The 18,389-nt window shown below is 69.6% G+C and carries 22 protein-coding genes, 1 tRNA gene and 1 pseudogene; 10 read left to right on the top strand and 14 right to left on the bottom strand.

Annotated elements, in window-relative coordinates:
• Positions 1–109: 109 nt before the first annotated feature.
• Positions 110–340: an Lrp/AsnC family transcriptional regulator gene (locus tag WDJ58_RS18325; RefSeq protein ID WP_338914745.1), complete on the top strand. Its 231-nt coding sequence runs from the start codon at positions 110–112 to the stop codon at positions 338–340.
• Between the two features lie 109 nt (positions 341–449).
• Here the strand turns inward: WDJ58_RS18325 and WDJ58_RS18320 are convergent, their stop codons facing one another.
• From WDJ58_RS18320 to WDJ58_RS18300, 5 genes are all read right to left on the bottom strand, one after another.
• Entirely contained in the window at positions 450–971 is a 522-nt protein-coding gene (locus WDJ58_RS18320; RefSeq protein WP_338914744.1) for a DUF5813 family protein, read from the bottom strand.
• A gap of 379 nt (positions 972–1,350) precedes the next feature.
• Positions 1,351–1,435 (bottom strand) — tRNA-Leu (locus tag WDJ58_RS18315).
• A gap of 178 nt (positions 1,436–1,613) precedes the next feature.
• Entirely contained in the window at positions 1,614–1,955 is a 342-nt protein-coding gene (locus WDJ58_RS18310) for a ferredoxin (protein WP_338914743.1), read from the bottom strand.
• A 48-nt stretch (positions 1,956–2,003) separates the two neighbouring features.
• Positions 2,004–3,197: a potassium transporter TrkA gene (locus WDJ58_RS18305; RefSeq protein ID WP_338914742.1), complete on the bottom strand. Its 1,194-nt coding sequence runs from the start codon at positions 3,195–3,197 to the stop codon at positions 2,004–2,006.
• Positions 3,194–4,444, bottom strand: coding sequence for a potassium channel family protein (locus tag WDJ58_RS18300; RefSeq protein WP_338914741.1), 1,251 nt, complete (start codon positions 4,442–4,444; stop codon positions 3,194–3,196). Before WDJ58_RS18300 ends, WDJ58_RS18305 begins: the two co-directional genes overlap by 4 nt.
• A gap of 104 nt (positions 4,445–4,548) precedes the next feature.
• On the opposite strand from WDJ58_RS18300, the gene WDJ58_RS18295 reads away from it, so the two are divergent.
• Positions 4,549–5,805, top strand: coding sequence for an NAD-binding protein (locus tag WDJ58_RS18295; RefSeq protein ID WP_338914740.1), 1,257 nt, complete (start codon positions 4,549–4,551; stop codon positions 5,803–5,805).
• Positions 5,806–5,943: 138 nt separating this feature from the next.
• Here the strand turns inward: WDJ58_RS18295 and WDJ58_RS18290 are convergent, their stop codons facing one another.
• The gene (locus WDJ58_RS18290) at positions 5,944–7,389 is read right to left on the bottom strand and encodes an HPP family protein (RefSeq protein WP_338914739.1); all 1,446 of its coding nucleotides are present in this window, start codon (positions 7,387–7,389) and stop codon (positions 5,944–5,946) included.
• A 134-nt stretch (positions 7,390–7,523) separates the two neighbouring features.
• Between WDJ58_RS18290 and WDJ58_RS18285 the strand changes: the two genes are divergently transcribed.
• From WDJ58_RS18285 to WDJ58_RS18270, 4 genes are all read left to right on the top strand, one after another.
• Positions 7,524–8,543, top strand: coding sequence for a phosphoribosylaminoimidazolesuccinocarboxamide synthase (locus WDJ58_RS18285; RefSeq protein WP_338914738.1), 1,020 nt, complete (start codon positions 7,524–7,526; stop codon positions 8,541–8,543).
• A gap of 70 nt (positions 8,544–8,613) precedes the next feature.
• Positions 8,614–8,874 carry a phosphoribosylformylglycinamidine synthase subunit PurS gene (gene purS, locus WDJ58_RS18280; protein ID WP_338914737.1) on the top strand — a complete coding sequence of 87 codons (261 nt, stop codon included), beginning with the start codon at positions 8,614–8,616 and terminating at the stop codon, positions 8,872–8,874.
• A gap of 58 nt (positions 8,875–8,932) precedes the next feature.
• A complete protein-coding gene (purQ, locus tag WDJ58_RS18275; protein WP_338914736.1) occupies positions 8,933–9,616 on the top strand; it encodes a phosphoribosylformylglycinamidine synthase I in 684 nt (227 codons plus the stop codon).
• Between the two features lie 90 nt (positions 9,617–9,706).
• The gene (locus WDJ58_RS18270; RefSeq protein WP_338914735.1) at positions 9,707–9,994 is read left to right on the top strand and encodes a hypothetical protein; all 288 of its coding nucleotides are present in this window, start codon (positions 9,707–9,709) and stop codon (positions 9,992–9,994) included.
• A gap of 45 nt (positions 9,995–10,039) precedes the next feature.
• On the opposite strand, the gene WDJ58_RS18265 is transcribed toward WDJ58_RS18270, so the two are convergent.
• The 3 genes from WDJ58_RS18265 to WDJ58_RS18255 form a co-directional block, all read right to left on the bottom strand.
• Positions 10,040–10,189, bottom strand: coding sequence for a hypothetical protein (locus WDJ58_RS18265; protein WP_338914734.1), 150 nt, complete (start codon positions 10,187–10,189; stop codon positions 10,040–10,042).
• Between the two features lie 176 nt (positions 10,190–10,365).
• Positions 10,366–11,448 (bottom strand): archaeosine biosynthesis radical SAM protein RaSEA, encoded by a 1,083-nt coding sequence (locus tag WDJ58_RS18260; protein ID WP_338914733.1) that lies wholly within the window; start codon positions 11,446–11,448, stop codon positions 10,366–10,368.
• Between the two features lie 83 nt (positions 11,449–11,531).
• A complete protein-coding gene (locus WDJ58_RS18255) occupies positions 11,532–11,936 on the bottom strand; it encodes a VanZ family protein (RefSeq protein WP_338914732.1) in 405 nt (134 codons plus the stop codon).
• A gap of 264 nt (positions 11,937–12,200) precedes the next feature.
• Between WDJ58_RS18255 and WDJ58_RS18250 the strand changes: the two genes are divergently transcribed.
• Together WDJ58_RS18250 and WDJ58_RS18245 are read left to right on the top strand one after the other, a co-directional pair.
• The gene (locus WDJ58_RS18250; RefSeq protein ID WP_338914731.1) at positions 12,201–14,141 is read left to right on the top strand and encodes an aldehyde ferredoxin oxidoreductase family protein; all 1,941 of its coding nucleotides are present in this window, start codon (positions 12,201–12,203) and stop codon (positions 14,139–14,141) included.
• A 127-nt stretch (positions 14,142–14,268) separates the two neighbouring features.
• The gene (locus WDJ58_RS18245) at positions 14,269–14,610 is read left to right on the top strand and encodes a hypothetical protein (RefSeq protein ID WP_338914730.1); all 342 of its coding nucleotides are present in this window, start codon (positions 14,269–14,271) and stop codon (positions 14,608–14,610) included.
• A gap of 64 nt (positions 14,611–14,674) precedes the next feature.
• Here WDJ58_RS18245 and WDJ58_RS18240 read toward each other — a convergent pair whose 3' ends face one another.
• The 3 genes and pseudogenes from WDJ58_RS18240 to WDJ58_RS26375 all read right to left on the bottom strand — a co-directional run.
• Entirely contained in the window at positions 14,675–15,034 is a 360-nt protein-coding gene (locus WDJ58_RS18240) for a hypothetical protein (RefSeq protein WP_338914729.1), read from the bottom strand.
• Complete coding sequence (locus WDJ58_RS26380; RefSeq protein WP_380661646.1) at positions 15,035–15,289, bottom strand: hypothetical protein; 255 nt, start codon at positions 15,287–15,289, stop codon at positions 15,035–15,037.
• A 90-nt stretch (positions 15,290–15,379) separates the two neighbouring features.
• A pseudogene (locus tag WDJ58_RS26375) lies at positions 15,380–15,655 on the bottom strand (ubiquitin-like small modifier protein 1); the annotation flags it as partial.
• Between the two features lie 118 nt (positions 15,656–15,773).
• On the opposite strand from WDJ58_RS26375, the gene WDJ58_RS18230 reads away from it, so the two are divergent.
• Complete coding sequence (locus tag WDJ58_RS18230; protein WP_338914727.1) at positions 15,774–16,178, top strand: hypothetical protein; 405 nt, start codon at positions 15,774–15,776, stop codon at positions 16,176–16,178.
• Between the two features lie 28 nt (positions 16,179–16,206).
• Here WDJ58_RS18230 and WDJ58_RS18225 read toward each other — a convergent pair whose 3' ends face one another.
• Entirely contained in the window at positions 16,207–16,554 is a 348-nt protein-coding gene (locus tag WDJ58_RS18225) for a hypothetical protein (protein WP_338914726.1), read from the bottom strand.
• Positions 16,555–16,766: 212 nt separating this feature from the next.
• Here WDJ58_RS18225 and WDJ58_RS18220 point away from each other — a divergent pair, with 212 nt between their 5' ends.
• Complete coding sequence (locus WDJ58_RS18220) at positions 16,767–17,870, top strand: tRNA (guanine(26)-N(2))-dimethyltransferase (protein ID WP_338914725.1); 1,104 nt, start codon at positions 16,767–16,769, stop codon at positions 17,868–17,870.
• 122 nt (positions 17,871–17,992) lie between these two features.
• Here WDJ58_RS18220 and WDJ58_RS18215 read toward each other — a convergent pair whose 3' ends face one another.
• Positions 17,993–18,268, bottom strand: a complete 276-nt coding sequence (locus WDJ58_RS18215; protein WP_338914724.1) for a hypothetical protein — start codon at positions 18,266–18,268, stop codon at positions 17,993–17,995.
• Between the last annotated feature and the right edge of the window lie 121 nt (positions 18,269–18,389).

Raw genomic sequence — 18,389 nt, 5'->3', positions numbered from 1 at the left:
TTCCACGCCATCGTCCCGTGGTCGATACCCGACGGCGGGCCGCTCCGGTCGCCGGCGCTCCGCGAGGGCCGGCCAAAGCTTCTTGTCCGCAGCCGTGTTCCCAGTTGACATGGTTCACGCGTTCGTGATGGTGAAGGCGGATTCGGTCGCCGCGGAGACCGTTCTCGATGCGGTGCTCGGTGTCGGTGGGGTCACCGAGGCGCACATCGTCGCCGGCGACTTCGACATCATCGCCGAGGTCGATGCCGAGGAGGTGTACGACGTCCTCGGCGCGTCCGCGACCGAGATCCGCTCGATAGACGGGGTCGTCGACACCAAGACGTACGTCGCGCTCGAATAACGATCCGCCGCACGTTTCTCCGGCGAACGTGGGGTCGTCCCGCCGTGACGTCTTATCCTCCCGGTTCCGATCCGTTTCGCTCTCGATCCCGTGAGCGTGCGGCCCCCGCCTACAGCGGCATCGGACCGCTCGACCCTTCGCCCTCGTCGCTTTGCCTGGCCGAGGAGAGCAGGTCCGAGACCGGTGGGCCGTACTCGTACCCCGGAACGACACCCTCGACGTACGTCCCCTCGGCGTACTCGGCGATGGCCTTCGCGATGTCCGGTGCCCGGTCGGCGTTACCCCACTCGAACTCGAAGGTGGCGACGGCCTCGCCGTCGCGCTCCTCGACGGTGTACTCCTCGACGTCGACGTCCTGGCGGACCGCGCCGGCGGCGTCCTCGAGCCTGAGTTCGTAGGTGTCGAACCACCCATCCTCGACGGCCGGGCCGACCGCCTCGCCGACGACGGCCGTCGAGAGCATCGGTGCCCGGACGGTGAGGGTGTACCGGAGTTCCCAGTCGCCGGTCGCGGTCGCGGTCACGCGGGCGTCGAGCCGCGTCGTCGTCAGGCCGAACGCCTCGCTCCCCGCCCGCTCGAACGCCTCGTGGGCCTCGAACGCCCGGACGAATCGGTCTGGAACGTCGGTCATTACCGGTAGTAGGTCCGAGAGGGGAAAAAGCGCGTCGAACGACCGCCGATCTCTGACTCGACAGTGAGGACAGCCGATAGTGACCCCTCAGACAGTGCTGCCACTGTGCTGTTGCGTTGCTGTCGTGGTAACCGCTATGCACTCACCCGCGCCGAGCGACCAACGGGAGCGAGGCGTGCCTTTTTGATGCACCTTTTTGCCGCGAGCGGACGCCGGAGGCGTCCGCGAGCGTGTAAAAAGGTGCGGGGGAAGGGATTCGAACCACGCCGAGACGGTCCTGCTCGCTCGCTCGCTCCGCTCGCTGCGCGGACTGCGACTCGTCCGGTTCGAACCCTCCGTTCGCACTTCACGCTGCTCGCGTCCGCTCGCAGCGAGAAGGTGCGGGGGAAGGGATTCGAACCCTCGAACTCCTTCGAGAGCGGATCTTAAGTCCGCCGCCTTTGGCCGGACTCGGCCACCCCCGCGCAGTCACACCTGATACGGGGCGTCGAAAGTCGGTTTCGGTCGACGGGGGTGGTCGGAGTCACGCGAGGGTTCAAGTAGGAAACCGCGACCACCTCGCTCCGTGACGTAGCCCTCATCCCGGATCGGGACGCGGTCGCGCGGTGCGCCGCTCCGGGTCGGCCTCGCACCGCCTGTCCGCTACCAGTCCACCGAGAGCGTCCCGTCGCCGTTCGGGTCGGGCGAGAGCTCCTCGTTCGTCCGCCGGTCGACGACGTGGATCACGCCACGGTCCTTCTTCGCCGGACAGACCTCTGCCGCACGGACGTTGTGTTCGAGGTCGGCCTCGTCGAAGAAGTAGACCTTCGGGGCGGCGATTCCGGTGTCGAGCGACAGCTCCCAGTTGGTCGAGACCTCGGCACACCGGCCCGCCCCGATGCACTTGTTGGCCTCGAAGACGATCTTGTAGGGCGCTTCCTCGATCGGCGGGGCGTCACGTTCGCCGATCTCCGAGGGGTCGATCGGTTCGTCGGTCTCGCTCATGTCGGGGCGTCGGGAGGCACCGGATTAGTCGCTATCGATCGCTGTGGATCAATCGGCGTCGGTGGCGACGACCGGTTCCGCGCCGGAGGCGGCAGCTGCGGTCTCCAGCTTCCTGAGCACGGCCGGCTCGGCGACCGCGTAGACCGTCTCACCGGGCGCGAGCGTCCGGTCGCGCGAGGGGAGGGTCTCGACCGGCGCGTCGGGGGGGCGGACCGCGACGACGGCGACGTCGAGCGCCCCGATGGGGAGGCCGGCGAGCGAACTCCCCTCGGCGACGGTCACGACGCCGAGCGTCTCCGCCGCGGCACGGAGGAGCGAGGCGAACTCGCGGTCGGCGCGCGGCTCGACCGGCATCGTGACGAGCCGGTAACGGGTCTCCGGGTCGAGCGCGTCGGCCTCGGCGGCGTCGACCGCGAGCGTCACGACGTCGCCGTCGACGCTGCGGACCTCGGCACCGGCGACACGCTCGGCGCTCTCGGCCGTCGTCCGGTAGACCTGGACGACGTCGCCGGCGCTGGCGGCAGACGAGGGATCGGCGTTGACGGCTACCGCTACCGTCTCGGGGGGGAGCGTCGGCCCGATCCCGGCCTGCCGGGATCCGACGGCGAGGTACGTCACCGAGCCGGTCTCGTCGATGTCGATGTCGACGTAGCCGACGCCGTAGTCGCTCTTGATGCGCTCTACTACCCGCCGTTCCAGTTCGCCGACGGTCTGCCGTCGCGGGAACACCAGGGTCTCGCCGGCGAACTTCGCCTTCGTCTCCGGGGGCATCGGGTCGTACCCCTCCATGTCCTCGATCTCGTCGGGGAGGGTGACGGCGGTCCGCCGACCGACGGTCCGGACGATGGTACTCACGTCGGCCTCGATCTGTCGAGCGCCCAGCAGCACGAGCACGCTCTCGCCCAGCCGGTCACCGGAGCGGCGACCGACCAGGGCGGCTCCGACCGCGAGGAGGAGCACCGCGACGTTGAACAGCACGTCGTCGATGGTGAGTATCTCCGTGCTCTCGTCGATGACCGACGCGAGCGCACTCGTGGAGTTGAGGAGGATACCGACACCGCTCACGCCCACGAGAACGGCCACCCCGTCGGGGATCCGGGTACGGGCGTACCACCGATAGAGCGCCGAGATCATCGTCGCGAGCACGCCCGACAGGAGGACCAGCCCCGCGGCACGAGCCACCGCGGGAAGCAGGTCCTCGGTCAGCGCGATCTGTGCCGCGGGGAGCACGAGGGCCGTCACGCGACCGCCTCCTGGAACCCGTCGAGGCGCTCGCGCGTCCCGACGACGAACACCTCGTCGCCGCCGGTCAGCGACTGCGCCCCGCGCGGTGCGACCGTCCAGCCGTCGGGCTGTCGGACCGCGAGGACGGCCACGCCGTACGTCTCCCGGACGTTGGCCGATCCGAGGGTCGCCCCATCGAGGGTGCTGCCCGAGCGGACCGCCACTCGGCGGAATCGCCTGCCGGCCCGCCGGAGCAGCGAGACGAGTTCGAACTCGCGTCTGACCCCTCGCGACCCGACGACGACGCGGGGACGATCGGCCCGCAGCAGCGTCGACGCGTCGGGACGCGCGACCGCCACGGTCAGTCGCCCATCACCACCTCTCGACGTGGATCGGGGCGGCGGTGGCGGTGTCTCCCCGTCGGTCGCTTCGCCGTCGGTGGGTGGGGAATCGGGGTCCCCAGCGGGAGCCTTTGCGTCGTCGCTGAACGACGATCCGCTACCCGTCCCGACGCTCAGGACGGTCCCCTCGACCCGTTCCTCCGGAGTGACCACGCTCACCTCGTCGCCGCGGGCGAGCCCCGACGGGACGAGCGTCTGGACGGAGACTGCCCTGCGGCCGCTCGGAACCCGCTTCGAGAGCCCCGACAGTGGCGGGGCGGCCGACACGGTCGCGCGTCCCCGCTCGTCGATCTCCACGATCACCTCCGAGAGGTCGAACTCCGTTCGAAGCCGCTCGGCGAGCCGCGTCTCCAGTTCCGAGATGGGGAGGTCGGCGGGGAGCCGCCAGTCACCCTCCCGGATGCCCGTCCGGGTGGCGTCCGGGAGCGGCGGGTAGCCCTCGATGTCCCCCACTTCGCCGCTCACCTCGACACGGACCTCCCCCCGGCTCCCCACGAAATCGACGACGTCCGAGGAGAGCGTTCGATCGCGGATCGCCCCGAACGAGAGCCGGTGTGGGAACTTCGCCCCGAGCTCGTCGCCCTTGGCGTGGGCGTACAGCGTGATCATGAGCACGACGATGATGGCGACCACGATGACCGGGGCGCTCGCGTTCTGCATGAGCGACGGGTCGGCGAGCGCGAGGAACCCGCCGTTCACTCCGGCGATCGCGAGGCCGAGAACGACCACGGCGAACCCCGGGACGGTCACGTCGGTGAAGTACTTGAACACGAACCCCAGCACCCCCGAGACCAGAGCCGGGATGATACCCGTCAGTACGCCGAGATAGATGCCGAACAGCACCTCGACTGGGAGTGGTGCCATACCCACGGTCCTGCAGCCGCGGTTAAACCCCTAACGGGATATACGGGGGGCACATCGCCCGAAGGGCGTGTGGTTTAACAGCCCCCCTCGCCTCCCCGACGGGTATGGCACGAGGCCGGGGCGACGGCGGGGGCGGTTCCAGCCCGCTCCTCCGGGTCAGGGCGGCGGTGCTGCTGAGCGCCGCGGTCGCCGTGCTCTCGGTCGTGACCGGTATCGCGAACATCGGCTCGACCGCCGTCTCCGGACCCGTCGCGCCCTACGTCCCGCCGAACCTCCGCGGCGTCGTCGGGTTCACCGGTGCGCTCACGGGGTTTCTGATGCTGGCGAGCGTCGTCGGCCTCCGTCGAGGGCTCCGCGCCGCCTGGGTCTCGACGCTGGTGCTCCTGCCCGTGACGGCGCTCCAGGGACTGGCCCAGTCACGCGCGCTCCTGATCCCCGGACTCGAGATCCCCGTCCCCGTCTCGCTGCCGCTGATGGTGCTCTCGGCGCTGACGCTCCCGGCACTGCTGATCAACTGGCGGGTGTTCGACCGCGAACTCGACCTCTCGGCGACACAGCTGTCGGCGCTGGCCGCCATCGCCGGCGCGCAGCTGTACGGGACCACCGGCGCGTGGGTCCTCCGCGAGGAGTTCACCGGCGTCGAGACGCTGACCGACGCGTTCTACTTCACGCTCGTCACGGCCTCGACGGTCGGCTACGGCGACGTCACCCCGCAGACGGAGGGCGCGACGCTGTTCGCCATGTCCGTCCTCCTGATCGGGACGGCGTCGTTCGCCGTCGCGCTCGGGACGCTGCTCACGCCGGCCATCGAGGCCAGACTCACGAAGGCACTCGGAACAATGAGCGACTCACAACTCGAACTGCTCGACGACCACTTCATCGTGGTGGGCGTCGGCGACCTGACCGGACCGGTACTCGAAGAGCTCGCCGAGGATAACGCGGCGTTCGTCGTCATCTCGCGTGACCCGGAGAACTCACAGCGTCTCCGCGAACGGGGCTACGAGGTCATCACGGCCGACCCCTCCGAGGAGGACCCGCTCCGGCGGGCCGGCATCGAGCGCGCCCGCGCGCTCGTCGCCGCGACCAACGACGACGCACAGGACGCGATGGTCATCCTGACGGCCCGCGAGCTCAATCCGGATCTCCGGATCGTCGCGGCCGCGACCGACCGCGAGAACGAGAAGAAGCTCAGGCGAGCCGGTGCCGACATCGTCCTCTCGCCGTCGGTGATCGGCGGCCACATGCTCGTCCAGTCGGCGTTCGGCCAGGGCGGCATGGAGGACGTCGCGGCCCGGATCCTCACGGTCGACGACGACGAGGACGTCGCGCAGGTGACCGAGGAGCCGGACGACGAGGCGTAGGGGCGTAGACCGGACCGGCGATTCGCTCGTCGGACGTACGGGTCGTCCTCGGGGTCGTCTGCTCCCGGGGATCCGATCCGCGGCCGTTCCCACGAGTCCCCTGCTGGACGCCCCGAACCGTTGAGCTGTTCCCGGCGCTCAGTACCGGAAGTTCCGATCGAGGACGGCCACGTCGCAGGGCAGGTCCTCGATCCGCTCGAACGTGGGCCGGGAGACGAACCGCGAGGCCGCGGACCGGTCCGACGAGGAGCCGATGACGATCAGGTCGTAGTCGAACGAGACCCGGTCGAGGTACGATTCGATGTCCGCGCGGGCGATGCGGGTCTCGACGCTCCTCGGGACCGTCTCGACGAGGTCCCCGAGCATCCGCTCCGCCCGGTCCCGGTCCCCGTCGGTCGCGACACAGTGACAGACGCTCACACCGCCGTCCTCGCCGGCGATCCGCGCCGCGAAGTCGATCATCTTGTGGGCGACGTCACCGGCCTTCCGTACCGGGACGAGCACCTCCGGCCACCGCTCGCGGCCGTCGGCGGAGCGGTGGACGAGGGTGTCCGTGTCCGAGTGGAACAGGTCGTGGACGAAGGGTGAGAGACGCCCGTCCTGCGTCTCGTAGGGCGTGACGACGAGGTCGCAGTTCGCGTCGTGGACCGCCTGGAGCACCCGCCCGGCGGAGGCGGTGCCGTCCTCCGTGGCCGCCACGAGTACCTCACAGGGGACCCCGAACTCGGCTTCGAGCTCCGAGGCGACGACGTCGAGACCGAGCGTCGGCTCCGCCGACGCCGCCTCGTCCCCGATCTCCCCGCCGTCGGAGAGCGGCACCCCCTCCGCGTCCACGGCCGGCGACCCGTCCGTGTCCTCGGCGTCGACGGTGCCGAACAGGACGACCTTGGCGGTCTCGTGTGCGGCGGCGACGTGGGCGGCGAGCCGTGCCGTCGCGAGCGGTTCGTCCCCGCGCCAGGGGACGAGCACGTGGTCGTCGCCCTGTGTCGAGGCGTAGAGGTACTCCGCGCGCTGTTCGAAGAACTGCTTGCGCCAGAGGAGGAACACGCCCGCGACGAACGCGCTCGAGAGGAAGACGCTCACGACGTACGCGAGCTGCGAGGTCTTCGTGACGAGGACGAGTAGCGCCGTCGAGAACGCCGCCGGCTCCTCCAGGTCGAGTAGCCACGTCGCGACGCCGGCGAGGAAGACGGCGAACGCCGCGCCCGCGGCGTCGACCTCCAGCCCGCTGATCGGGACGCCGTAGATGATCGCGCCGGCCTCGAGGGCGGCCCAGCCACAGATCGCGCCGACGGAGAGGCCGCCGACGAACCGCCACGGCGAGGCGAACCGCCCCTCGGGCTCCGAGAACAGGGTGTACGTCGCCGACGCCAGCGGCGGGAACAGCAGGAACGAGATCCCCTCGAGGGTCCCCGAGAGCACGGAGACCGCCGCGATCAGGAACGGCACGAACAGGAGTATCGAGACGTGGACGAGGTTGCGCGTGTTCTCGAGCCAGGCGAGGAGCGTCCGGATCTCGCGTCGCTCCAGTCGTCGCGCTCTCGCGACCACGGCACGCACACGCGCTTCGAGCCGACGCCACATCGACTCCTCGTAGCCCGCTCGCCGGCAAAGACGTTGCGTCCGGGCAGTCACACCCACCGCCCCGGCGTCACGCGACGGATCCGTCCCGGCCGGTGATGGGAAACGCCTTTGCCGGCACCCCCGGAGGGTGGCTCATGACCAGCGTCAAGGAGTTCCGGGTCGAGGAGCCGGCGACCCCGGAGCGCCTCGGCCGGGGGTCGTTCGTCTTCACCGACGACTACTCCGTCTTCGACTGGGGGAAGATGCCCGATTCCATCCCCAACAAGGGGGCGTCGCTGTGTGCGATGGGCGCGAACAACTTCGAACTGCTCGAAGCCGAAGGGGTTCCGACCCACTACCGCGGTGTCGTCTCAGGCGGCCAGGTTCGAGAGCTCGACCGGGTGGGGAGCCCGCCCCGCGAGATGGCGATCGATCTCACGCGGGTCCCCGACCTCCCCCACGAGGGGCGGCGCTACGACTACGACGCGTTCCACGAGGCGGCCGGGGAGAACTACCTGGTCCCCCTCGAGATCGTCTTCCGGAACCGCGTTCCCGTGGGCTCCTCGCTTCGCTCGCGGGCGACCCCCGAGGAGGTGGGTCTCGACCACGAGTCCTGGCCGGAGGACGCCGTCGACCTCCCGGACCCCGTCGTCGAGTTCTCCACGAAGTTCGAGGAGTCCGACCGGTACCTCTCCCGGGCGGAGGCCGACCGGATCGCCGGCTCCGCGGACCTCTCCCGGCTGGAGGAGCTCGCGCGGACGGTCAACCGCGTCGTCACCGACCGGGCGGCCGAGGCCGGGCTGACCCACGAGGACGGCAAGATCGAGTGTCTCTACTTCCGGGGGGAGGTCCGTGTGGCCGACGTCGTCGGGACGTTCGACGAGAACCGCTTCGCCTACGACGGCCAGCAGGTCTCGAAGGAGGTCATCCGGCAGTACCACAAGCGCACCCAGACCGAGTGGATCGAGGCGGTCGAGGACGCGAAGGCCCGCGCGGAGGCCGAGGACGTCGCCGACTGGCGGACGCTCTGTGCCGCCGAGCCGGAACCGCTCTCGGGACACGTGATCGACGCGATGCGGGACCTCTACGCGGCGGGCGCGAACGCCTACGTCGGGATGGACCTGTTCGACGCGCCCGATCTGGCGGACGCCGTCGAGACCGTGCGGGAGCTCTGAGCCCTCGGTCGAAGGCCTCGCGCCCGCCGTTCCGAAAGCGGTATGGCCCACGGCCGCGGTCCCACGCGTAATGACCGGTTACACCGCCACCGTCACCGTCCGGTTGAAACACGGGGTGCTCGACCCGGAGGCCGAGACGACGGCGCGGGCGCTCGAACGGCTCGGGTTCGAACTCGAGGACCTCCGCTCTGCCGACCGCTTCGAGGTCGACATGGACGCCGAATCGGCCGAATCGGCCGCCGAGCGCGCCGAGGAGATGGCCGAGCGGCTGCTGGCGAACCCGACCATCCACGATTACGAGGTCGAGATCGCCGAACGGGAGCGAGCATGACTACGGTCGCCGTCTCCCCGACGCCGCCCGTCGGTCGCCAGCACGGGAGGTGGCGTCTGTGACAGTCGCCGTCGTGCGCTTCGGCGGGTCGAACTGTGACCGGGACGCCGTCCAGGCACTGAACCACGTCGGCGTCGACGCCGAGCTCGTCTGGTACCGGGAGGGCCTCCCGGCTGACGTCTCGGGGATCGTCGTCCCCGGCGGGTTCTCCTACGGGGACTACCTCCGTGCGGGCGCGATGGCCGCTCGCGACCCGATCATGGACGAGGTCCGCGAGGCCGCCCGCGACGGCGTTCCGGTACTGGGGATCTGCAACGGCGCACAGATCGGCTGTGAGGCCTCGCTCACCCCGGGCGCGTTCACCACGAACCGGTCGGCGCGCTTCCAGTGCGAGCACGTCCACCTGCGCGTCGAATCGACGGACACCCCGTTCACCGCCGCGTTCTCCGAAGGTGACGTGATCGAACTCCCCATCGCCCACGGCGAGGGCCGGTTCGAACTCCCCGAGGGACACCTCGACGAACTGGAGGAGGAGGACCGAGTGCTGTTCCGCTACTGTGACCCCGACGGCCGCGTCACCGGGGAGTCGAACCCCAACGGGTCGAAGCGAAACGTCGCGGGGATCGTCGGCGAACGCCGGACGACGGCCGTGCTGATGCCCCACCCCGAGCGGGCGACGCTCCCCGACGTCGGCGGGACGGACGGCGCGGCCGTCCTCCGCGGGTTCGCCGAGAGCGCCTGAACCACGGGAGGACGGACCGTACCGTCGGTTCCTCTCCGGTTGGCGGACGACGACCGAGGACTCATGGGCTCGAGGGCCGTACGATCGCCCATGAGCACGACGGAGGAGGAGACGGTTCGGGTCTGGCTGGTCGAGCGGACCTACTCCGACGACGAACAGAACCTCATCATCCTGACGTACGCGACGCCCGACGGGCGTCGCGACTACCGGAAGGAGCGTGCCCTGACGAGTTTCACCGGCGACCACCGGGAGACGACCGCCGCGGTCGACGTCCCGCCCACCAACCTCGGGACCGTCGACGACCCCGAGACCCGCGAGCGGTACGCGGCGGAGATCGAGCGGGTCCGCGAGCGGTACGACCCCGACGACGCCGTCTGACAGGGGCTCCCGTCCCGAAACGGGCGCAGGGTCTCCACGGGCGGTTCACTGCCGTATCGGTGTCGCCTCCTCCGTGGCTATCCACTGCCCGTCCGCTCCTTCCGTCCGCGCCCGACGGATCATGTACCACCCGTTGTCGAGCACGACGCTCTCGTAGTCCCCCAGCTTCACCCGTTCCCGCTTCGGCTCGGTCACAGTTGCATCCCCGCTTCGGGGCACACCCCGGGGCCGCTTAGCTATCTGCCGGTTAAGGCCGGATTCGCGGCTGGAAACGGGGATCCTCGTCGTTCTCCATTTCCGATCGGTGACCTCGACCGCTGAGAAGCCGTTAACAGGCGATTAACCGGTCCGTTAGCCCGTCCGTACCCCGATCACCGCGAGAGCGGCATCCCGTAGCTCCGCTCGCGCTCCATCACCGCCTCCCAGGTCGCCTCACACTCACAGGAGACCTCACCGAACACCGAGGGGTCCTGCCGGAGGTCGAAGTCCTTGATCGCGGTCTGGACGTGGTCGTCGCACTCCCCGCAGTTGTGCGGTCCACGGTCGCTCCCGTGGCCCACCGGATCGGAGACGACGATGGCGTCCGTGTCCGCTGTCTCCTCCAGGACCGCACGGACAGACCAGAGCCACGGCGGCCGGTAGCCGCCGTCGTGGTAGAGCTCCTCGACCATCGTGTGGCGCTGGACGTTAGTGGGGTTCATCGAGACGGTGTGACAGCCCTCGACGGCCGCGCACCGGCGCACGCTCCGCACCATGTCCTCGACCGCCTCCGACTCGGTGAGGAACGCCGGCTTCAGGAGGAGGTAGGCCTTCACGCCCGCTCCCGCGGAGCGGGCCTCCGCACAGGCCGCCTCGAAGTCCGCGAAGTCGAAGTACTTGTTCACGCAGTCGTGGCGTACGCGATCGGTGGCCGTCTCCAGCCCGACGGCCACGTCCGTCTCGATCCCTCGGTCGGTGAAGTCGTCGAGCTTTTCGGCGTCGACGAAGTCCGGGAGCGACTCGACGACCATCCGGTCACGGTCGGCGAACGTCCCCGCGATGGCCTCGCGGGTCTCGGCGGGCACCTCGCGCTCGTCGAGGAACGACCCGGAGGTGTAGATCTTCACCAGCGGGGCGGGCTCGTGGGGTTCGGCGTTCTCGCGTTCGTGTTCGAGACAGGCCTCGACCTGGGCCATCAGGTCCTCGTGGGCGACGGTCCCGCCCTCTACCGATTCGGCGACGTAGCCACACATCGTACAGCCGCCGGCCCGTGCCCACCGACACCCCCCCGTGTTGAGGATGATGGTGAGCGATCGGACCACCCCGTCGGGCGTGTTGTCCTCGTCGAGCCAGACGCGGGTCGGCTCGCGGGGATCGTACGTCCGGTCGTTCCGGGCGCGGATCTCCCGCATCACCGCGTTGTGGGCGTCCATCCCCCGGCCCTGCTCGTACACGCCGGGATCGGGCTTGCTCATACCCGACGTTCCCCGCGGACGAGTAAAGCCCCTGCGTTGTCACGGTCGCGGTCGACCGGTCCGACCCCTTCTCGCCGACCGAGTTACCGGCGTGAGCGGTCCCGACGGTCCTCGAGTGCGGTCCTGACCCGCCAGGCGAGCGCGGCGAGCGCGGCTCCGGTGGCGTTCGCCGCCGCGTCGACGAGGTCGAACGACCGGGCGGAGAGGGGTGCCTGGACGAACTCGATCGCGAGACCGTAGGCCGCCACTACGACGGCGGCGAGGACCACCGTACGGGTCCGCCGGGCGCGAGTCGCGAAACAGAGGAGGAGCGCGAGGACGCCGTACGCTCCCGCGTGGATCCACTTGTCGAGTGGGACGCCGAGCGGTCGCGGGGCCGGCGGCCCCGTCGCGGCCGCCGGAGGGGGGACGACGCTGGCGACGAACAGCCCCACCGCGGCGACGGCGAGGACGGCGTAGCCCAGCCGTGAGTCCCCGAGCGCTCGCACGCCGGGCCGTGTTCCCGCGACCGGGATACGCCTGTCGGTCGGCGGCGGCCACACCTCTCTCACCGGTTCGAACGGAGTTCCTTCCTCCCGAGTGGAGATGAAACCAGCAACGTTCCTCCGACCGATCCACCGGTGGCCGTGATTCGGAGCGACGTCTTCCGATTGTTGGGCCGAAGTCCGAACACGGATGTAACCTTATCTGGTTACGTCCCGGTGGCAAGCGTTACCCCACATCCACCCCACTAGCAAGCTGTACGGATTACTATGACAGAACTAGGTGGATTCCAGGACAACGTGGCACGCGTCGACCTCTCCTCGGGCGACGTCGCCTACGAGGGGATCGACGAGGAGGACGCGAGGAAGTACATCGGGGCCCGCGGGCTCGGCGTGAAGTACGTGTTCGACCAGGGGCCCGACGTGGACCCGCTCGGCGAGGACAACCTCCTCGCCATGATGAACGGGCCGCTCACGGGAACCCAGGTCGTGATGAGCGGGCGCATCGCCATCTGCACGAAGTCCCCGCTCACCGGGACGGTCACCGACAGCCACCACGGCGGCTGGTCGGGCGCGCGGCTGAAGTGGGCCGGGTTCGACGGCCTCCTGTTCGAGGGTCGTTCCGAACACCCGGTCTACGCCGTCGTCGAGGACGGCGAGGTCGAACTCCGGGACGCCTCGCACCTCTGGGGCTGGGGCGTCCACGACACGATGGACGAACTCGAGGACGAGTGCGAGGGCTCGTTCGGCAAGAACCTCTCCTGTATGGCCATCGGGCCGGGCGGCGAGAACGAGGTCAAGTACGCCTGCATCATGAACGAGGACGACCGCGCCTCCGGGCGCGGCGGCACGGGCTGTGTCATGGGCAACAAGCGGCTGAAGGCAGTCGTCGTCAAGTCCTCGACGAAGATGCCCAAACCCGCGAACCCCGAACTGTTCCGCGAGGGCCACCAGCAGGCGATGCAGGTCATCCAGGAGTCGGACGTCACCGCCCCGAACGAGGGCGGCCTCTCGATGTACGGGACGAACGTCCTGATGAACGTCACCGAGGAGACCTCCGGCCTCCCGACGAGGAACGGGCGGTACACCTCGACCGAGGACGCCAAAAACGAGGACTCCTCGATCCCCGACGACTTCGACTCCGAGCGGGTCTCCGGCGAGAACGTCCGCGAGAACATCCTCGTCGACGAGCCGACCTGCCACTCCTGCCCCGTGGCGTGCAAGAAGGAGGTCGAGACGTCGGTGATGCACAAGGGCGAGGACCTGAACGTCCGGATGGAGTCCTACGAGTACGAGTCCGCGTGGGCGCTCGGGCCCAACTCGGGCCACACCGAGCGCGACGAGATCGCCGTGATGATCGACCGGTGTAACGACATGGGTGTCGACACCATCGAGACGGGCAACATCATGGCGATGGCGATGGAGCTGACCGAGGACGGCAAGCTCGACGATCTCGGCGAGGGGATCGAGTGGGGCGACGCCCACGAGATGATCGACATGATCGAGCGCATCGCCACCCGCGAGACCGACCTCGCGGACCACCTCGCCGACGGGCAGGCCCACATGGCCGAGGCGTTCGACGGGCACGGCTCGACGCTCACCGTGAAGAACCAGGCCATCGCGGCCTACGACCCCCGCTGCATGAAGGGGATGGGCATCGGCTACGCCACCTCGAACCGCGGCGCGTGCCACCTGCGCGGCTACACCCCTTCCGCCGAACTCCTGGGTCTCCCCGAGAAGACGGATCCCTACGAGTGGGAGGGCAAGGGCGAGCTCTGCGCCATGTTCCAGGACATGCACGCCATCTCCGACTCGTTCGACATCTGCAAGTTCAACGCCTTCGCGGAGGGCATCGAGGAGTACGTCAAGCAGTACAACGGCATGACGGGCCTCGACGTCACGGAGGACGAGCTCCTCGAGACCGGCGACCGCATCTACACCCTGGAGCGGTACTACAACAACCTCAACGGGTTCGGTCGCGAGGAGGACTCCCTGCCCGCCCGGTTCCTCGACGGCGAGGGCGGGATGCCCGGACAGGGCGCGAGCGAGGGCGAGTTCTGTGAACTCGACCCGATGCTCGACGAGTACTACGAGCGCCGGGGCTGGGTCGACGGGGTCGTGCCCGACGAGCGACTGGACGACCTCGGCATCGACATCGGTCCCGGGACGGGCGTCTCGCGGGGCGACTCGGCCGCACCAGCCGACGACTGAACACCGGAACCCACCGCTTCTTTCGACGATCCGCACCCACGCCGAGTCCCGGCTCCGCCGGCCGACGACGGCACCGGCATGAACGTGCAGAGTGAGCCGTTATCGTGGATGCGTCGCTCGATCGAGCATGCTCGTCTACCTGCACCAGTACCGCGAGGACGACGCCACGGAGACCGTCCGGTCGGGAGATGCGGTCGGCCCCGACACCAGCGCCTCGGAGTACTTCGACGTCGACGACCTGGAGACCGACGAGTGGGAGCGCGTCGAGGTCGACGGCCGCGTCCTCCAGCGGCGCGCGGTCGACTACGACGAGGTCGTCGCCGTCTCCGTCCCGCACGACAACGACGAGGACGAGGAGGACGGGGACGACCCCGACCTCCCGGGTTCGACCCTCCAGTTACGGATGGGCGGCGGCACCGAGTACGTCGAGAACGCCGTGCTCGTCGAGGCCCAGGACAACGACCCCTGATCGGCGTCGACCCCTCGCGGAGTGACCCATCTCCCACCCGACGACCTGCGGGATCGCCCCGTCGCTACGTTCCCACGACGACCGCCTCGCGGATGTCGAGCGCCGACTCGAACTCCTCGCGGCGGTCCTCGACCGTCCCCGACCGTCGTAACTGCTCCTCGTGGGCGCGCCGGAGTGCGTCCACCTCCCGCTCGCCGAGCCCGAGTTCCTCGCCGATCCTCGCCCAGTGGCCTTGCTCGGCGAGGAACACGGACCGGTCGTCCTCCTCGGCGACGCACTCGTACTCCCGACGGTACTCGCCGATCCGCGGGCCGAGGTGGGCCTGGGCACGGTCGACCAGTCCGGGCAGGCGGTCGGGTGCGACGCTGGCCTTCGCGGCCGCCAGCACCAGCACCTGCCCGTCGAGCGGGTCGCCCCGTGCCATCTACCCGCCGGCCCGCATCGCCTTCCGCGCGAACCGCTCGACGAGGTCGTCGAGCGCCTCCGGGTCGCCCTCGAAGACGACCGTCACCTCCGTGAGGCTCATCGTCGACCCCTCGTAGATCGACACCTTCTCGGCGGAGGTCCGGGCCCGCCAGTCGTCGGCCTCGACGGCGTGCTCGTCGACGTGCTCGCCGCCGAGTCCCTCCAGGTACTCGAGCGCTAGCCGCTCGGAGATGCCCCGCCAGGATCGCTCGATTCGCTTCGTCCCCCGGTCGTCCCCGGCCCCGTTCTCGGCTACGTCCGCCGTCCCGCTCGACTCCCCACTCCCGGGGGTGTCGGCCGAAGTCCCCCCGGCGACCGGCGGGAACACCGACAGCCGGTCGCCGTCCTCCATCACCGTGTCGATCCCCTCCATGTGGAGCACCTCGCGGCCGTTCTTCAGCACGCTCAGCTGGTCGCGTATCTCCCCGTCCTCGATGAGTTCGCCGGACAGCCCCTCGAACTCCGCTTCGAGGGCCGCCAGGATCTCGCCCACGGTCGCCCCGTCGTCGAACTCCCGCTCGATGGTCTTCTGCCCGACGGCGGCACGGAATGTGGCGAAGAAACGGAGCTCCAGTTCCATACCCACCCTCAGGGGCGTCCCGGTAAAAGTCCCTGCGGGGTCCGGGCGTCGGTTCACCCGACCCGATCGGCGTGGACTCCACGGGGGGTTCATTACGCCCCCGGCCCTTCCCGTGGGCGTGAACCGGCGGTGGCTCCCCTGGCTCGGCGGCTTCCTGTTCGTCGTCGCACAGCTGCTCGTCGTCCTGTTCGGGATCGACGGGCTCGCCGAGCCGCGCGTCGCACTCCAGTACGGCACGATGACGCTCGCGGCGCTCCTGCTGCTCACCGCCGGGGTCCGGGAGCGGTACGCGGTCGCGGGACTGGCGGTCCGCTGGAACCACCTCGCCGGCGTCTCGATGGCGCTCCTCGGGGCCGGGCTCACGGTGAGCTACCTCGCGCCGGTCGTCGAGGGGGTGCGGGGCGGGGACGCGGCCTTCGCCGTCGTCGCGGCCGTCGGCTCGCTCACGCTGGTCTGGTTCGGCTACCAGGTCGCCTACGCGACCCGGCACGTCCGCCTGGATCCCGATCCGCGGGAGGAATAGCGGGTGCGAAGCGGCATTCTCCGGCCGATCAGAGCAGTTCGCGGACGTCCGAGTACCACATGTCGTGGCGGTCGAGGGCACCGACACGGCGGGCGACCGCGGCGGCGATGGCGTGCCAGCAGAGCTGTTCGGGGTCCTCGCCGTCGAGGTTGTACTGGGCGTCCTCGCAGGTACAGCCCCCGTCCTCGACGATGTACTCGTCCTCGTGACCGACGACGACGGTGAAGTCGTTGTACTCCTTGACCCGCTCCTCGCCGACGGCCTCGATGGCACGGCGGCCCCGCGAGCCGTGGGCGGCGACGATGCTGTCGACCGCCTCCGGGGTGAGCCGCCCCGTCCCGTCGAGCAGGTCCTGCCAGTCCTCGACCGAGGTCACGGTCGGGGTTCGGGACGCGCCGAGAAAAGCGTTCGGCAGTTCTCCTCCTCGAAGACGGAGTGGCGCGCCGGGAGCGTCGCCCGTCTGATACGGATTGTTGTAACGATCTACCGGCGATCACCCGAGCGGGGTCCGTGATCGCCGGTAAAAGACTACAACAATCCGTATGAGGATAACGCCGCGCTTTTCGCGCCCGGTCCCGGGTCACGCGTATGGAGCACGTAGAGGGTGGGTGTCGCCTTGAGGTCGAGGGGACCCACGAGGACGGCCGGGAGGAGGGGGTGTTCTTCAACCCCGTCCAGGAGCTCAACCGCGACGTGACTGTCGCGGCGCTCCGGGCCTACCCCGACTGGTCGGACCGGGGAGTCGAGACCTACCTCGACGCGACGGCCGCCTCCGGGGTGCGGGGGGTCCGGGCGGCCGCCGCCGGGTTCGACGCGACGCTCTGTGACGTCGACCCCGACGCCGTCGATCTCGCTCGTCGCAACCTCGAACGCAACGGCCTCGACGGGGAGGTCGTTCGGAGGAAAGCGCAGGCGTTCATGCACGAGGCCGACTTCGACGTCGTGGACCTCGACCCGTTCGGGACGCCGATCCCGTTCACCGACGCGGCGTTCGACAGCGCCCGATCGCTGCTCTGCGTCACCGCGACCGACACCGCGCCGCTCTGTGGCGCGCACTTCCGGTCGGGCGTGCGCACCTACTCGACGGTCCCGCGGAACACGGAGTTCCACGCCGAGATGGGCCTCCGGGTCCTCCTGTCGGCGCTCGTCCGGACCGCCGCCCGGTACGACGTCGCCGCGAGGCCCGTGCTCTCGCACGTCTCGGCCCACTACGTCCGGACCTACCTCCACCTCGAAACCGGAGCACAGCGCGCCGACGACCGCGTGGACGAACTCGGCTACGTCGACTGGTGCCAGGACTGCCTCTACCGCGAGGCCGAGCGCGGGCTGATCGCCGACCCGCTCGACGCCTGTCCGGAGTGTGGCGGGACTATCAAGACGGCGGGACCGATCTACCTCGCGATCCCCCACGACCGCGGGTTCGTCGCGGCCACGCGCGAGGCGGTCCCCGACGAGTTCGGCACCGCCGGGGAGGCCCGGGACCTCCTCGAACGCATCGGGTCCGAACTCGACCGGCCGACCCACTACGACCAGCACCGCCTCTACAGGACCTGGGGCGAGCCGGCGATCGGGATGGACGACTTCCTGGAGGGACTGCGCGGGGCGGGGTTCGAGGCCTCACGGACCCACTACGGCGGGACGACGCTCAGGACCGACGCGACGCCGGGCGAGATGCGGGAGCTGTTCGGCTGAGTCGACCTGCCGGAGATACCCGGCAGCGAGCAAGTGGTACGACGTATAGTGAGAGCGCGTTCAGTGGATCCGCGTTCGGAACGTCGATGCAACGGGTTCCTGCGGGGAGCGGCCGGTGGATCTCAGCGGTCGCTCCGAAGGTATCCGTGAAGCCGATCGAGTCCACCTCCGTAGAGGAACGCGTAGCTCGTGGCGAAGCCCAGGAGGTACGAGAGGGCGAGATACGAGTTGATACCGACCGGAACGGTGCTGGCGAGTTCGAACAGCAACGGTACGGCGGTGTCCCGGTAGACGACGAGCGTCGACACCAGATAGAACAGCGCGGTAGAGAGCGCGATCCCCGAGAGGACGAGCGCGATCGCCCGGGGCGGTATCTTTCCGACGGTCGTCTCGATCATTGCCGCTCGTAGTCGATCGAGCCCGAGGGAGTATCAAACCACGGTGGAAGTACGCTCTCCGTTCGGCGGGTTCGCCCGAACTCGCGATCGTCCAGCGGATTCGCCGGAGCCTCGGCGTCGT

Origin of the sequence: Salinirubellus litoreus (assembly GCF_037335815.1) — an archaeon.
In the GTDB taxonomy this organism is placed as follows: Archaea; Halobacteriota; Halobacteria; order Halobacteriales; family Haloarculaceae; genus Salinirubellus; species Salinirubellus litoreus.
This window is presented reverse-complemented; position numbering and strand designations above follow the sequence as displayed.